Source organism: Pseudomonas sp. AC112, from assembly GCF_979253545.1.
In genome coordinates, this window is the sequence record NZ_CEEDCM010000001.1 from 2,090,422 (window position 1) to 2,106,412 (window position 15,991).

The following is a 15,991-nucleotide window of genomic DNA, read 5'->3' on the forward strand; positions in this document are numbered from 1 at the left end:
TCCCCAGAAAAAATTCACTTGAGCGATTAAAGCCCAGTTTTTTTTACCTCTCACCATTTTTTTTTACATTATCGTGTTTCAGCAAAGTTTTTTTTACACCCCTCGCCCACCCCGCAACATCAAATTCAGCTCATCCACCACCTCAGCCCAATCCGCATCCTCCAGAATCTCCTCGCGCAAAAACGCCCTCTGGCTATCCGTCCAGAAAAACGCATCCGCCAGTTTCAGCTCCGGCTTGAGCGGCGAATGAACCGCCACAAACTTTTCGATACCCACCGGGTCATCCGGCAGACCCAGCTGTTTGAACAGTGACGGCAAGCTATGCACGGGCGATTCCATGATGGGCTCCTGATAGAAAAAAGCATTCACCCAGTCTAGCGGCAGCCCTCGGGTTGTGCCGACGGCACGTTGCACAGCACGAACAACCGCGCCCGCGCGCCGCCGCCATCCTGGCGACTGAGTTCGCGCCAGCCTTCGGGGAGCGGGGCGAAATCGTCCGGTGCCTCGTTGCTGCTGATCAGCCACACGCGACGGGTTTCGGCGGGCAGTGCCGACAGGCGGTCGAGGTAGATGCGTCCGCCGTCCTGGTCCACCAGGGTGCCGAAGCCGTAGGCATTCGGCCGCGTGGGCGTGCCATCGGGTTTGGGCGGGGTGTAGAGCTGCAGTTGGGCGTCGGTCTGGTCGTAATACACGTAGCTGAGGTACCACATCATGTCGCTGAGGACGATGCGGTCGTCTTCCTGATAGTTGCGGTTGACGAACTCCACCGGCACGTTGAATTGGTCGTGCTCATCCACGGTGAAATTGTTCTTCAACCCCACCAGCTCGACGCCGACGAACAGCACAAACAATGCCGCTCCCAGCAGTGCAAACCGCGACGGCAGACGATCAACGGCCATCGCCAGCAGAATCGGCAAGCCCAGGGCGTACACCGTCAGGTAACGCTCGATAAACACCGGGGAAACAAACGACACGCCGTAGACCAGCAGCAATGGCAGCAGAAAGAACAGCACCATCAGGCTGGCCGGTCGGTGGCGCTCGCGGTCATGCCAGGCAGTAATGACAACCACCGCCACCAGCAGCAGTGGAAACAGCCAGAACAGCGGCGCCCAGAAGCCGACGCCTTCATCCTGCAGCACGAACTGCCAGATCATCGACGGCAGGGAGAACAGGCTGACCGGGTCCTCCCAACCGATGTCGCCCCCAACCTTGAGCTGTTCGACATGCTGCACCAGGTCCAGCAGGTTCGGTAGCCACGGCAGGTACACCAGCACAATCGCAGCGTTGGCCACCCACCAGGCCGGGCGCGTGATCAGGCGCTGGCCTCGCGGCGCCGTGCCACACAGCACACCCAGGTAAGCCCAATGCACCAACACGCACAGTGCAGTGAAGTAATGGGTGTAGAAACCGGCCGTCATCAACACAACATACGCCGCCAGATAGCGCGTGCGCTCGGGTTGGCGCACCCAGTACACCAGCGCCAGCGTGGCGCCCAGCAGCCATACGCCGAGCAGCGAATACATCCGCACTTCCTGGCTGTAGCGCACCGCCGTCGGCAACAAAGCCAGCAGAATTCCCGCCAGCACCGCCGCCCTTCGAGTGGAGAGCTGCCGGGTCAGCCAGATGCCCAGGCCCACGGCGACCACACCGGGAATGGCGCTCATGCCACGAATCGACCAGATGCTGTCGCCGAACAGCTCGATCCAGCCGCGCAGCAGGAAAAAATACAGCGGTGGGTGTACGTCGTGCGCGGCGTGGAACCACAGGTCGCCCACGGCGTATTCGCTGAGCAGCAGGCTCGAGCCTTCATCGCCCCAGATCGCCGCCGCCGTCAGTTGGTAAAAACGCAGGGCCATGGCCAACGCCAGGATCGGTACCCACCACAGTCGGCTGATCCAGCCGGCACCTTCCCACGTGAGGCGATTGAGTGCGGGCAACGTCCCGACCTTTTCGTTTTGCTCTACCACAGACCGACGCACCTCGATTCCCCTGATTGCCCAAGCGCAAACACCGCCACTCTAGGACAAAAGCCCCGGATCCGCTGCTGGAATCGGACAAATCAGCAATTTGTGCAGGGCGTCTCCGAAGCAACCGCAGGAACAGGCTATTATTGCCCCCCTCCAAGGACTCAGGATCAAGGACACGTCATGCGCATCGGTTTTCTGTCACCCCTGGCACTGGCACTGCTTGCTGGTATTTCCCAACAGGCCCAGGCCAGTTCCGATGACTCGTGCTACCCCGACTGGCGGGTTGCGCGTGAGAGCCTCGACTCGTGCAGCAACCAACCTTTCCTCAGTCCCGGCAATGACAGTCGCGTCAACCTACGGCTTTTGCTGGCGGATCAAAAAGCGGCGCCGCTGACGCCTAACGCCTTGAGCGAAGATGACCTGTCCCAGGGCTTTGGCCCGGTGCCCTTCCCGGTCTATCGCCTGGCGCCCATTCGCAGCACAAACGAAGAACCGGACAACCAGCCGGACAACTCACGTACCGCCGAACTCGACACGCTACTCCAGCCCCTGGGCATCAAGCGCGACGAGTACAAAACCGCAGGCGAAGCGTTCCTCAATGGCGAAGGCAGCCGCTGCCGCAGCAACGACGATGACAGCGCCACCGCGTTTGTCAGCCAGGTGATCAAGGCTGACATGCCGGCAGCCGAGCGCGAGTTGCTGGTGAAGGCGCGCTTGCAGTTGCTGACAGCCTGCTCGTGGGAAGGCCAGGTGGTGGACGCCCAGCAGATCCAGTCCACTGAAGGCCAGCTGTTGCGCACGTACCTGCAAGCCGCTGCCGACTTCTACAGCGGTCGCTTCGGTGACGCCGAACGCGGCTTTGCCGCCGCCAGCAGCAGTCACCTGCCTTGGCTACAGGAAACCGCGCTGTACATGACCGCGCGCACCGCCTTGAACCAAGCCCAGGCTGAAGCCTTCGACGAATACGGCATGCCGCGGCTTGAGCATGTGGATAAGTCTGCCCTGGGTGACGCCGAGGCAGGCTTTCTCAACTACCTGAAAACTTATCCACAGGGCGATTACGTAGCGTCCGCCCGTGGCCTGTTGCGCCGCGTTTACTGGCTTGCGGGTGACAACGCCAAGCTCGCCGAGGCCTACGCCTGGGCGATGACCCAAGCCACTGACGCGCAGCGCAATGTGTCGGTGGATGAACTGGTGGAGGAAGTCGACCTCAAGCTGTTGATGGTCAACAGCGAAACCGTCACCACTGCGATGATCCAGTTTGTCAGTGACCTGATGGTGATGCGTGGCGGCGATCAGCCCGCGCTCTCCCGCGCCGACCTGGAAAAGCAAAAAGCCGCGTTCGCCAGTGCGCCGCAACTGTATGACTACCTGTTGGCGGTCAATGCGCTGTACAGCGAGCATCAACCGGATGCCGCCTTGAAGCTGCTGCCCCAAAGCGTACCGTCGAGCCTGGATTACTTCGCCTTCAGCCAACAGGCTCTGCGCGCCCTGGCCCTGGAAGCCAAGCAAGACTGGAAAGGCGCCGAGGCGCTCTGGCTGCAATTGCTGCCGCTGGCGAAACTGCCGCTGCAACGCGACCAGTTGGAATTGGCCCTGGCGATGAACTACGAACGCAGCGGCCAGTTGGCCAAGGTATTCGCCGCCGACTCGCCGATCAGCGCCAAGCAGGTGCGCTACATCCTGCTGCGCAACGTTGCCGGCCCCGAGTTGCTGCGCCAGCAGATCGCCCAGGCCAGCGACCCACAGGAACGCCAGACCGCACAATTCGTGCTGCTCTATAAAGACCTGCTGCGCGGCCAGTTCGCGACCTTTGCCGAGGACCTCAAGCAACTGCCGGCCCAGGCTTTGGATGACAAACTGGGCACGAGCCTGGGCTACGTCTACAGCACCAGCCAGACCTTGAAGCTGTTCCAGTGGAATGGCGACAAAGCCGAATCCGGCTACGCCTGCCCGAGCATTGCGCAAACCGCCGCGACCTTGCAGGGCGATGCCAAAAACCCACAAGGCCTGAACTGCCTGGGTGAGTTCATCCTGCGCAACGGCCTGGACGGCATGCCACTGGAACAGGCACGCGCCGCCGGCAGCCTGGGCAGCACCGCCTCGGAGTTCAAGGGGGAAACCTTCTCGCGCCTGGACGGTTACAAACAGGTGATCGGCAACGCCAAGGCGCCGAAAAACGACAAGGCCTATGCGCTGTTCCGCGCCATCAACTGTTACGGGCCGTCGGGCTACAACAGTTGCGGTGGCGTCGACGTGGAGCCGGCCGTGCGCAAGGCTTGGTTCCGCCAGCTCAAGAGCAGCTACGCCGACACCCAGTGGGGCAAATCGCTGCAGTACTACTGGTGAAGCACCTGTGGCTGGGTTTGCTGTTACTGGCAAGCCCGGCCTTCGGCGCCGTGGACGCACGCGACTATGACGCCTTCTGGCTGTGGAGCGGCGTCACGCCACAGCCGGTGCTCAAGCAGGCGAAAACCCTGTACATCCTCCAGGGCCAGATCAACGCCACCCGCCGCGCGCCGGGCCGTGGCGTGCAGATGATCGCCCAAGGCATCAGCGTGCCGCGCCTCACCCAGGGCGACATCTGGATTGTCTACCGCGCCCACACCCTGCACTGGCCTGAGCAGGTCTACGCCCAACTGCTCGGTCAGGTGCAACGCTGGCGCGACGCGGGCAACCCGGTGGTGGGTATCCAGATCGACTTCGACGCCCGTACCCAATACCTGCACGAATACGCTGAGTTCCTGCGCGACCTGCGCCAGCGTTTGCCTGCCGACTTGCGCCTGAGCATCACCGGCTTGATGGACTGGAGCAGCAATGCCAACCCGGCAGCCATTGCCCAACTCAAGGGCGTGGTGGATGAGGTGGTGGTGCAGACGTATCAGGGGCGCCGCAGTATTCCGGATTACGCGGCGTATTTGCCGCGCATGAATCGGTTGGGATTGCCGTTCAAGATTGGCTTGATTCAGGGTGGAGCGTGGCAGGCGCCGGGGTATCTGCAGGGCAGTGAGTGGTTTCGAGGCTATGTGGTGTTTTTGCAGAACCCTTGATGCACGCAATCTGTAGGCGCTGGCGGCCTGGCAGCCGGCCGTAGGAGCTGGCTTGCCGGCGATGCAGACACCTCGGTATGTCAGGCAAACTCGGTTGATGCCATCACCGGCAAGCGGCTCCTACAGGTTATGGGTTGTTACCAGTCATAGGTCAGGCTCGACACCACTGTGCGCCCTTCTCCGTAGTAGCAATCCAGGTCACTGGTGCACTGCGAGACGTAGGTCTTGTTGGTGAGGTTCTGCACGTTCATCGCCAGTTTCACGCCCTTGAGTTTGAGCGGCGAGCGGCTCAGGTCGTAGCTCAGGCTGGCGTCGTAGACTCTATAGGACGGCACGCTAAAGGCGCCTTCGTAGTAGTCGCCCAGGCTTTGGCGCGCATAGCGCACGCCCAGGCCTGCGCCGAGGCCGGCCAGCGGGGTGTCGCCGAGCACGCTGTAGTTGACCCACATCGACGCAGTGAGCGGGGAAATGCCGGCGGGGTGGCGGCCTTCGCGGCCGTCGTTGTCCTTGGTGTATTTGATGTCGTTGCGCGAGGCTGAGGCGACGATGTCCCAGGCATCGTTGAGAACGGCCTTGGCTTCCACTTCCACGCCGCGTGAACGCATGGCACCGCTTTGGGTGCTGAAGGTGGTGTCCACCGGGTTGGTGGTGAGCACATTTTCCTGGTCCAACTGGTAGACCGAGACCTGCACGAAACTCTTCTGGCCGGGCGGCTGGTACTTCACGCCGACTTCGTATTGGTTGCCCGTCGACGGCTCGAAGGGCTTTTGGTTGGCGTCAGTGCCGGCCAGCGGCAGGAAGGACTCCGTGTAACTGACGAAGGGTGCCACGCCGTTATCGAACAAATACACCAGGCCCGCACGGCCGGTGAACGCCTGGTCTTTGCTGGCGAAGCGGGTGTCGGTCAAGGGCTCCTTGTTGACCACATTGGCCCAGTCATAGCGGCCGCCCAGTACCAACGCCCATTTATCCAGCTTGATCTGGTCCTGCACGTACAGGCCGGTCTGGGTGATGGTGCGATCCCAGCGGTAGGGCTGGCCAAAGTTCAGGCGCTGGCCGTAGACCGGTTTGAACAGGTCGATGATCGGCGGGTTACGGTCATACAGGCCATGGAACAGCGAGTTGGAATGGTAGTAATCCAGGCCGAAGATCATCGTGTGCGACAGCGCGCCCGTGTCGAATTCAGCCTGGGCGATGCTGTCGACGCCAAACACTTTGTTGTTCTGCGACCAATCGACACCGAAGCGTTGCAGGTAGCGTTGGTCCTGCACGCCGGTGGCCGGGTTGGCGACAAAACGGTAGCCGTGCAGCGGCGCGGTGTAGCGGTCGTCGACTTCGGCGTAGCGGGCGTTTTGCTTGAGGGTCCAGGTGTCATTCAGGCGATGGGACACCTCGTAGCCCAACGCGTACTGCTCACGGTTGTACTGATTGACGCCAGGCTCGCCGATAAACAGGTCGCGCTTGATCTTGCCATTGGGGTTGGCCCACAGGGTGCCGGACGCCGGCAGGCCCTGAGCTTCGGGCACGCCTTTGTCTTTCTGGTATTGGGCGAACACCGTCACGCGCGTGTCATCGCTGGGTTGCCAGGTCAGGCTGGGGGCAATGAACTGGCGTTTGTTTTCGACGTAGTTGATTTCGTCCTGCCCGTCGTTGGCCAGGCCGGTGAGGCGATACAGAAACTGCCCTTGCTCATCCAGCGGGCCGCTCAGGTCGATGGCCGCGCTTTTGTGCTCATAGGTGCCCGCTTCCAACACCACTTGGTGGATCGGGGTTTCGCTGGGGCGCTTGCTGACCATATTGACGATACCGCCAGGCTGGTTCTGCCCATACAGCACCGACGCCGGCCCCTTGAGCACTTCGATGCGCTCAAGTGAATACGGCTCGATCTGCAACGCACCGCCGGTACTGCCGCCGCCATAGGGCAGGTGCAAGCCGTCGAGGTACAGGGGGGTGGGCGAGAAGCCGCGGGAGGTCGGTTCATCGAACAATTTGACCCGGTCGGCGAAACCGCCCGCACTCATGCCGGGGGTGTAGAGCAACGCCTGGGTAACGCTTTGCGCGCCCCGCGCCTTGATCTCGGCAGCGGTGATCACGTTGATCGTCTGGGGAATTTCTACCAGCGATGAGTCAGTCTTGCTGCCCGATGCGCTGCGCGTCGCGACAATTCCATCCACCGGGCCCCAGGCGCTTTCCTGGGCTTGCTGGCCGCTGATCTGCGTAGCGCCGAGCTGTAGCGGCCCACCGTTTGACACCGCCTGCAACGACCAGCCCCCCTGGGACTGCACCGCCACCAGGCCACTGCCTGCCAGCAGTCGCTCCAGACCGGCGCCAACCCCGTACTGCCCTTGCACGCCGGCACTGCGCTTGCCTTCGGTGAGCGTGGCATCCACCGACAGCAAAATGCCCGAGGCACTGGCGAAGCGGTTCAACGCCTGGTCGAGGCTGCCGGCAGGAATGTTGTAACTGCGCAGTGCCTCCGCGCTTTGTTCGGCATGAACCAGCGTCGGCACCAGCGGCACCGTTGCCAACAGGCTGACAAACAAGCCACGGCGCAGGGCGCGGGCCAAGGGTTGGATTGGGTGGTGCGGCATTGCTGAACTCCCCGTGAGATCGCTTCTTGATTGGCTATCAAGAGGTATCCCGAGCGGGAAGCAAAAACCGACAAGCGCCAGTGAAAAAATGTTCAGACCCGCGCCTTGATGGTTACCCAGTAGCGCGTGACTGCCTGTACCTGCACCGGCAGCGAGCGCTCCAGTGCCGCGAGGATTGCGTCGGTATCGTTCAGTGGGAACACGCCGGTGAGCAGCAAACCCGCCACCGCCTGGTCGCACCGCAACAACCCCGGACGATAGCGACTCAGTTGCGCGACAAACTCGCCCAGCGGCTGGCGTTCGGCGATCAGGCGGTGTTCGGTCCAACTGCTGGCGTCGGCGCTCACTGCTGCCAGCACCGAGCTTTGCTGCGGGTTGAACCACAGGCTGTCGCCGGCATTCATCTGCACCGCCGTGCCATGCAGCGGAGTAACCCGCACGCGGCCTTCGTACAGGTCGACGCGGCTGCCATCGGGCAGCTCACGCACGGCAAATCGCGTGCCCAGCGCCTGCACATCGCCCGCCGGGGTTTCGACGATCAACGGGCGGATGGGATCGTGGCCGCTGCTCAGCAGGATCTCGCCACGGATCAGGCGGATACGCCGCTCGCTGGCGCTGAAACGCAGGTCCACGGCGCTGTCGCTGTTGAGGTCCAGCTGCGTGCCGTCACTGAGGGTGACGTGGCGAATCTCGCCGGTGCGGGTGCGGTATTCAGCGAAAGTGGCTTGCCAGGGTTCGCTGCGTTGCACCAGGTAGCCACTGCCGCCGGCCATCAACAGCAAGCCGAGCAGCTTGAGTGCGGCGCGCCGTTGGGTGTCGGGTGCGTCGCGCAACACGGCGCGGGCACTGTCGGCGGGCACGCTGCCGAAGGTTTGTTGCAGGTGCTGCAAACGCTGCCAGGCGCGACGATGCTCCGGGTCAGCAGCCTGCCATCGTGCAAAGGCCTGGCGTTGTTCGCCCTGCAGGTCGCCGCCCCATTGCAGCATCAGCCACTCGCTGGCTTGCTCGACAATCGCTGGGGCGATGGGCGCGTCGTGTCTCATTCTTCGTAGGCCACCTGGTAGCAGGCGACAATTGCGCGGGTCATGTACTTTTGCACCGAACTGACCGTGACGCCCAAGCGCTCGGCGATCTGGACGTAGGTCAGGCCTTCGAACTGCGACAGCAAAAACGCCTGGCGCACGTTGTCGGGCATGCGATCAAGCATGGCGTCGATCTGCATCAGGGTTTCGAGGATCAGCGCGCGGGTTTCCAGGGACGGCGATTCCGGCTCGGGCAGGTGCGCGATGCTTTCCAGGTAAGCGCGCTCGATGCGCAGCCGCCGCCATTGGTCGATCACCAGGTTGCGTGCGATCTGCGCCAAGTAGCTGCGGCTTTCCTTGTCGCCGGGAAAACGCCCGGACACCAGCAGGCGCAGAAAGGTGTCCTGTGCCACATCGGCAGCGTGTTCACGGTCGCCCAGGCGCTTGCGCAACCAGCCTTGCAGCCAGCCGTGATGGTCGCGGTACAGGAGGTGAAGCTGTTGCTGGCCGTCAGTCGCGGTGTCCATGAAAAGCTCAGATACATTATTGAGAGCAATTATCATTACACCTTATTTCGCGACTGACAAAAACTCTTTACCGCTCAGCGCCCAGCGGTTTGCAGCGGATACACCGATTCCCAGCCGCCACCCAACGCTTTGTACAGCCCCACCATGGCCAGGGACACGCTGGTCGAGCTCTCCACCCACTGCTCTTGCGTGGCCAGCAACGCGCTCTGCACGGTGAGCACGTTGACGAAATCCACCACGCCTTCCACGTACTGCTGCTGCGCGGTGCTCAGGGCAATCTGGTTCTGACGCACGGCTTCGGCGAGGCTGTCGCGGCGCAGTTGGCTGGCGTTGTAGCGAGTCAGTTGGTCGTCGATCTCATGCCAGGCTCGCAGCACGGTTTGCTGGTACGCGAGCGCCGCTTCCTGTTGCTGGGCTTCGCGCAGGTTCAGCATGCCTTGCAGGCGCCCGCCATTGAACAACGGCAAGCTGAATTGCGGGCCGAAGGCAAAGGCGCGGGAGCCCCAGGAACCGAGATCCGAGAGCTGCATGGCCTGGGAGCCGAGGCTGCCGGATAAAGTGATGCGCGGGTAGAAGTCGCCCTTGGCCACGCCAATACTGGCGGTGGCGGCGTGCAGGCGTGCTTCGGCTTGGCGGATATCCGGGCGGCGTTCGGCCAACTCCGACGGTAAGCCAATCGCGACCTGGCGCTGGGTTTGCGGCACAGCGGCGTCCTTGGACAACTGCGCATGCAGGGATTGCGGCGGCTCGCCCATCAACAGGCTGAGGGCGTTGATCAATTGGTCTTGGCGCTGTTGCAAATCTGGCAACCGTGCCTCGATGGCCGCGACTTGAGCGGCGGCTTCCGCTACGTCCAGGTCCGTCGCCACACCGTCCGCCAGGCGCAACTGCGAGAGCTTGAGGCTGTGACGCGCGACGTCGAGGTTTTGCTCGGTGACGGCGCGGGTGTTCTGTACGCCGCGCAGCTGGATGTAGTCCTGGGCCGTCTCGGCGAGTACCGACAACAACACCGCGCGGCGGTCGTCTTCAGCCACTTGCAGGGTGGCGTCAGCGGCTTCGGTTTCGCGTTTTACCCGGCCCCAGAAGTCCAGCTCCCAAGAGGCGGAAAAACCCATGTCCCACTGGTTGAACGCCGAGCGGCCGTTGTTGCCGGAAGGGTCGCTTAGGCCTTTGCCGCTGTTGCGTTGGCGCAGGTAATCACCATTGGCGTTGACGTTGGGATAACGCTCGGCGGTGGTCACCTGCCGCACGGCACGGCTTTGCTGCAGGCGACTGCTGGCCAATTTCAGGTCGAGGTTATCGGTGAGCGCGCGACGGGTGAGGGCCGAGAGTTGCGCGTCGTGAAACACATCCCACCAGCGCTCCTGCAAGGGATCGCTGACGGCACGGCTGGCCGCCTGGCGACCCTGGGGCGCGTTCCATTGCGTCACTTGCAGGCTCTGGGGCTTTTGGAAATCCGGACCGACCGTGCAGGCGCTCAGGCTGATGAGGCTCAAGGTGAGCCAGGCAACTCGCTTCATTGCTGGGCCACCTCACGCTGCTGCGCGGCCGGCGAGGTGTCGACGCTGGCTTCCACAGACATGCCGACCCGCAGGCGCTCGGTGTGCGCCTGGTTGGGTTCGAGGACGATTTTCACCGGAATGCGCTGCACCACCTTGGTGAAGTTGCCAGTGGCGTTGTCGGGCTTGACCGAGGCAAAGGTCACGCCGGTGGCAGGTGCGAGGCTTTCCAGGTGGCCGTTGAGCAACTCACCGTCGAGGCTGTCGACGCGCACCTGTACGGCCTGGCCGGCGTGCATATGCGAGAGCTGGGTTTCCTGGAAGTTGGCCACCACGTACGCTTCTTCCAGCGGCACGACCGCGAGGATCTTGCTGCCCGGCGTCACGTAGGCGCCCACCCGCACTGCACGCTCGCCGACCATGCCATCCACCGGCGCGACAATGCGCGTGTACGACAGTTGAAAACTGGCCAGTTCCAACGCGGCTTGGGCGCGTTTGAGCCCACCCTCGGCGGCATCGCGCTGGGCGGTGAGGATTTCCACTTGCTTGCGTTCCGCCGCCAGCACCGCCGTGGCATTCGCCAGGCGCGCGGTGGCCTGGTCGATGCGGGTCTTGGCTTGCTGGGCATTCTGCACGGTGCCGGCGCCGACACCGGCGAGGTGGTTGTAGCGATTCAGTTCGTGTTCGGCAAAGGCCATTTCGGCGCGATCCGCCGCGACGGTGGCCTGGGCCTGGGCGATCACTGAGCTTTGGCGCTCGAGGGTGGCGGTGGCGTTTTTCAGTTGGGCCTGGGCCACCAACGCATCGGCGTCGGCAGCCTGGGCGGAAGCGCGGAAGTCGCGGTCGTCGATCAGCGCCAGCAGTTGGCCGGCCTTGACGCGCTGGTTGTCTTCCACCAATACCTCCTTGATGAAGCCGGCCACACGTGGCGCCACCAGGGTGAAGTCCGCGGCGACGAAGGCGTCGTTGGTGGTCTGGCGCTTGCTGCCCAGCACACCCGGCGCGACCAGATACACCAGCACGCCGACGGCGAACACAGCGATAACGGAGACGGCAATTTTGTCTTTACGTTTCATGAACAATCCTTTCAATCAAGTCGGTGCGCGAGGCGGGAAAATCCGCGTGGGCATCCAGAAAATCAGCAGGATCAACGCCACCGCGACTGCGGCCATGACGTAATACAGATCCGAAGAAGTCAGCACCACGGCCTGCTCGTGCAGGCGGTGCGCCAGGCCCGGCGCGTCGCCGTCGGCCAGCGGTGAGTTACCCAGGCGGTCGACCAACATGGTCGAGTGAAAATGCAGGCGCTGGGTGGTCAAGGTATCGAGCACACCGGTGGCGATCACCGCGGCCAGCCCCTTGATGGTGTTGAACCAGGCAGAGGCGAATGGGCCGTCCATGGGCTGGATGCTGCCGGTGGAGAGCATCAGCAGCGGCAACACGGCCATCGGTTGCCCGAATATTTGCAGCAGGTACAGGCCGTAGAAATCGTCACGAATCCATTCCGAAGTGAGGTGCGCACTGCCCATGCAGCACAGCACCAGCATCCCCAGGCCGATCCCCAGCACCCAACGACAATCAACCCAACGCAGGTTGCACAGCGCCGCCACCAGCGGCAGCGCGATCAACTGCGGGATCGCCATCAGCAGCATCACTGGCGCGGTTTGCAGCGGGCGATAACCCTGGACCTGGGCGAGAAAACTCGACGGGATGATGATCACCGAGGTCAGCACCATGAGCACGCCCGCCAGCACGATCAGCGCGAACGACAGGTTGCGCAGGCCGAGCATCTGCAGCTTGAAGAACGGTATGGGCTGGGACCACTCGTTCACCATGAACAGCACCAGCAACACACTGCCGCCGCATAACAGGAAGGTGATCAGGCCCGACTCGAACCAGTCCAGGCGGTTGCCTTGCAGGATGCCGATGACCAGCATGCAGATCGCCGGGAAGCCCAGCAGCAGGCCGCGCCAGTTGAACTGCTTGAAGCGCTCCAGGCGCAGCGGGTCCTGGGGCAATCCATAGGCCACGGCGACCATGGCCAGCAGGCACGGCGCGACGATCTGCCAGAACGCCCACTGCCAGCCGACGTACTCGGTCCACAGCGCCGCCAGCGGCGTGCCGAGGCTCGGGCCGAAGGTGGCGGTGAGTGCATAGCCGGCCAAGCCGTACAGCTTGACGTTGGCCGGCAAGAAACGCAGCGCCACGGTCATCAGCATCGGCGGCAACGCGCCACCGGCCAGGCCTTGAACAGTGCGCAGCACCAGCAGGCTTTCGTAGTTCGGCGCGAACGGGCACAGGATCCCCAGCACGGTGAATAGGCCGATGGCGCACAGCGTGAAGCGGCGCAGGGAAAAGGTCACCGAGCACCAAGGCGCAAACGCCATGGCCGACACGGAGGTGGCGGTATAAGCCGCGACCAGCCAGGTGCCTTCGTCAAAACCGATGTACAGCGCACCGCGAATATCCGCGAGGGCCACCTTGGTAACCATCTCGTTGAGACCGGAGACCAGCACGGCCAGCAACACGCCGACCAGGCCGATGATGATGCGCGGACCAAAGACGGGCGGGGTCATGGCAGTGGGCTTGGCTGCGGCCTGGAGCGCGGGGGCAGCGAGGGACGTCATGAACAGATAACTCGGAATGGTAAATACCCGAGCAGTTTAATCAGGCACACACATGACAAAAAGTTACTTATTGGCAGGGTATAACTGCGCCAGACGCAATCCTAAATTCGTGTAGGAGCCGGCTTGCCGGCGCCTACAGGGGTCTTGGGGTGTCAGGTGGGCTGGGCTTCGAGCCAGGTGGCGTGACAACTCTCGCGCATGGTTTCGCGCAGCCATTTGTGGGCGGGGTCTTTGTCGAATCGTGGGTGCCAGGACTGGGCCAATACCAGCGTCGGCAGCGAGATCGGCAAGGCGAATGCACGCAGTGGCAGTTTCAGCCGATTGGCGCTCAACAGCGCTTCCTTGGGCACCGGCAGCAGCAGGTCGGAATCCGGCAGCATGAACATCGCGCCGTGGAAGCCCGGGGCGATCATCGCCACGCGGCGCTCCAGCCCCTGGGCATTCAGTGCCGTGTCGATCGGCCCTCGGGCGATGCCGCGCCGCGAGATGCTGATGTGCGAGTAGCTGGCAAAACGGGCCGCGGTGATTTCTTCGTCGAACAATGGATGGTCTTCCCGCGCCAGGCCGACGAAGGTGGTGGAGAACAGGTTCTGCACCTTCACTTCGGGGCTGACCGGCATGGTGTTGCTCACGCGCAAGTCAAGGCGTCCTTCACGCAGGGCCTCGTCGTCGGTGTCGCCTTCGGGCACGAAGCACAGCTCGCACAGTGGGGCCATGCGCTCCATGGTGTCGAACAGGCGTCCGCCATACACACCGATGAAAAAGTCATTGGCGCGCACGCTGAAGCGGCGGCGCAACGTACTCAGGTCCACTTGGTCTGCCGAGCGAAACAACAGCGCCGCCTGCTCCACCACGTTGCGCACCTGGCCTTGCAACTGCAGCGCCTTGGGCGTGGGCACCAGGCCACGACCGGCACGCACCAGGATCGGGTCGCCGACGGCGTCGCGAATACGCGTCAGGGTACGGCTCATGGCCGCCGGGCTCAGGTTCATCCGTCGCGCGGCGCCGACCACGCTGCCCTCGTCGAGCAACGCGTCGAGGGCGACCAGCAGGTTCATGTCCGGTAGTTGCATGCGAAGCACTCGTGATCAACAGGGCGTGAATTGAGCGCAATCGTAGCAGGCTTTACAGGTAACGCTTCACGTTGCGGGGCAGGTAGTCCGCAAAGGCGGCTTTGGGATGGGCCTGGCATTTGCGCACGATGTCCGGCAGGGCATTTTCCAGTTCGTCGGCGCGGGTCAGGCCTTCGTTGTAGTCGCTCTTACCGCTCAGCGCCGGGAACATCACCGCGACTCGGGTAATGGCAAAGCTCTTCATTGCGATCAAGGGGCGCGTGGGATGTTCGCGACGGAACTGGCTGACTTCTTCGGTCAGCGCGCTGCAGGATTGGTAGGTGGTCTGGGTAAAGGTCAGTTGAGTGGTTTCCTTTCTCACCGGTTCGGGTGTGAACACCATATCGTTTTGCGCCTCGAGCACTGCGGGCCGATCGGCCTCTACCGTCCAGGGCTTGAAACGCCATAGCGTGGCAGCCGCCACGGCGGCTTCACCAAACGCCGGCTTGGTGGCGCTGAGCGCTTTGACGTCGCTGACCGTACCGTCGTTATGAATGTTCAGGCTGATGCGTGCGTGCCCCTGGGTGGCTATCAGGTGGCTGGGGTACAGTGGCTTGGGCATGGTGACCACTTCAGGCACGAATTCCGCCAGAACCGAAGTCGACAAACACAAAGCCGCCGCCAAAACAAAAAACCGCATCGTCGTAAATCCTTTTACCGGGCACACCTGACGCCAGGGCGACGTCAGATTTGGCCGGCATTATCGGGTTCACGGCGGACAAAGAGCAATCATTCCTGTTTAGCGCTGCATGCCCCAGCGCTTCACGGTCATGCGCTCGAACGTATCAAACACCAGGTTTTCCACAAGCAGCCCGATCAGGATCACCACCGCCAGCCCGGCAAACACCTTGTCGGTGTACAACTCGTTGCGGTTCTGGAAGATGTACCACCCCAGGCCACCCTTGCCACTGGTTGCACCGAACACCAGTTCGGCGGCAATCAATGTACGCCAGGCAAACGCCCATCCGATCTTGAGGCCCGCAAGAATCGACGGCAGCGCCGCCGGGATCAGGATGAACAGCACAAACCGCATGCCCTTGAGGCCGTAGTTGCGCCCGGCCATGCGCAGGGTTTCGGACACGCCAAGGAAACCTGAGTAGGTGTTGAGCGCCAGCGCCCACAATACTGAATGCACCAGCACGAAGATGAGGCTGTTCTGGCCCAGGCCAAACCACAGCAGCGCCAGCGGCAACAAGGCAATCGCCGGCAGCGGGTTGAACATCGAGGTCAGGGTGCTCAGCAAATCACGGCCCAGCTGGGTCGATACCGCCAAGGTGGTCAGGGCGAACGCCAGTACGATGCCGATCAGGTAGCCCTTGATCAGCACCACCAGCGAGATGCTGACCTTGCTGAGCAATTCGCCACTGAGCAGGCCATCGTAAAGCGCGTGAAAAGTCTGCAAAAAGCTCGGCAGCAGCAGGTCGTTGTTCTGATAACGCGCAACGGCTTCCCAGAGGATCGCGAGCACGATCAGGATCAGGCCCTTGCGCAGCCAGCCTTGTTGCCACAGGCGCTGGCGCAGGGGCAGTTCGCGTTCAACGGGGACGCTGAGCAGCGGTTCGAGGGTGATTTCATATTCCTGGCGCATGGATGTTC

Annotated in this window: 13 protein-coding genes; 2 read left to right on the forward strand and 11 right to left on the reverse strand. The window is 62.7% G+C overall.

The genetic code is table 11. The features are described 5' to 3' along the window. Nucleotides 1-93: 93 nt before the first annotated feature. Together AC0IYN_RS09685 and AC0IYN_RS09690 are read right to left on the reverse strand one after the other, a co-directional pair. Nucleotides 94-339, reverse strand: a complete 246-nt coding sequence (locus tag AC0IYN_RS09685) for a DUF2789 domain-containing protein (RefSeq protein ID WP_457238399.1) — start codon at nt 337-339, stop codon at nt 94-96. A gap of 35 nt (nt 340-374) precedes the next feature. Next, nucleotides 375-1,979, reverse strand: coding sequence for a glycosyltransferase family 39 protein (locus AC0IYN_RS09690; RefSeq protein WP_457266875.1), 1,605 nt, complete (start codon nt 1,977-1,979; stop codon nt 375-377). 168 nt (nt 1,980-2,147) lie between these two features. Here AC0IYN_RS09690 and AC0IYN_RS09695 point away from each other — a divergent pair, with 168 nt between their 5' ends. Together AC0IYN_RS09695 and AC0IYN_RS09700 are read left to right on the forward strand one after the other, a co-directional pair. Next, complete coding sequence (locus AC0IYN_RS09695; protein WP_406597237.1) at nt 2,148-4,316, forward strand: PA5441 family protein; 2,169 nt, start codon at nt 2,148-2,150, stop codon at nt 4,314-4,316. Continuing rightward, entirely contained in the window at nt 4,313-5,017 is a 705-nt protein-coding gene (locus AC0IYN_RS09700) for a DUF3142 domain-containing protein (protein WP_406597236.1), read from the forward strand. The genes AC0IYN_RS09695 and AC0IYN_RS09700 overlap by 4 nt, the downstream gene beginning before the upstream one ends. 137 nt (nt 5,018-5,154) lie before the next feature. On the opposite strand, the gene AC0IYN_RS09705 is transcribed toward AC0IYN_RS09700, so the two are convergent. From AC0IYN_RS09705 to AC0IYN_RS09745, 9 genes are all read right to left on the reverse strand, one after another. Continuing rightward, entirely contained in the window at nt 5,155-7,608 is a 2,454-nt protein-coding gene (locus tag AC0IYN_RS09705; RefSeq protein ID WP_471841221.1) for a TonB-dependent siderophore receptor, read from the reverse strand. A 92-nt stretch (nt 7,609-7,700) separates the two neighbouring features. Next, a complete protein-coding gene (locus AC0IYN_RS09710) occupies nt 7,701-8,651 on the reverse strand; it encodes a FecR domain-containing protein (protein WP_471841223.1) in 951 nt (316 codons plus the stop codon). Next, nucleotides 8,648-9,157 (reverse strand): sigma-70 family RNA polymerase sigma factor, encoded by a 510-nt coding sequence (locus tag AC0IYN_RS09715; RefSeq protein ID WP_406597233.1) that lies wholly within the window; start codon nt 9,155-9,157, stop codon nt 8,648-8,650. Before AC0IYN_RS09715 ends, AC0IYN_RS09710 begins: the two co-directional genes overlap by 4 nt. A gap of 74 nt (nt 9,158-9,231) precedes the next feature. Continuing rightward, on the reverse strand, nt 9,232-10,677 hold the full coding sequence (locus tag AC0IYN_RS09720; RefSeq protein WP_457238394.1) for an efflux transporter outer membrane subunit: 1,446 nt from the start codon (nt 10,675-10,677) through the stop codon (nt 9,232-9,234). Further along, the gene (locus tag AC0IYN_RS09725; RefSeq protein WP_406597231.1) at nt 10,674-11,732 is read right to left on the reverse strand and encodes an HlyD family secretion protein; all 1,059 of its coding nucleotides are present in this window, start codon (nt 11,730-11,732) and stop codon (nt 10,674-10,676) included. Before AC0IYN_RS09725 ends, AC0IYN_RS09720 begins: the two co-directional genes overlap by 4 nt. A gap of 15 nt (nt 11,733-11,747) precedes the next feature. Continuing rightward, the gene (locus AC0IYN_RS09730; protein WP_406597230.1) at nt 11,748-13,283 is read right to left on the reverse strand and encodes an MFS transporter; all 1,536 of its coding nucleotides are present in this window, start codon (nt 13,281-13,283) and stop codon (nt 11,748-11,750) included. 152 nt (nt 13,284-13,435) lie between these two features. Further along, nucleotides 13,436-14,356, reverse strand: coding sequence for a LysR family transcriptional regulator (locus AC0IYN_RS09735; protein ID WP_406597229.1), 921 nt, complete (start codon nt 14,354-14,356; stop codon nt 13,436-13,438). A gap of 52 nt (nt 14,357-14,408) precedes the next feature. After that, nucleotides 14,409-15,002, reverse strand: coding sequence for a TonB family protein (locus AC0IYN_RS09740; protein WP_406597228.1), 594 nt, complete (start codon nt 15,000-15,002; stop codon nt 14,409-14,411). Nucleotides 15,003-15,134: 132 nt separating this feature from the next. Further along, nucleotides 15,135-15,983 (reverse strand): ABC transporter permease, encoded by an 849-nt coding sequence (locus tag AC0IYN_RS09745; RefSeq protein WP_406597227.1) that lies wholly within the window; start codon nt 15,981-15,983, stop codon nt 15,135-15,137. Nucleotides 15,984-15,991 lie beyond the last annotated feature (8 nt).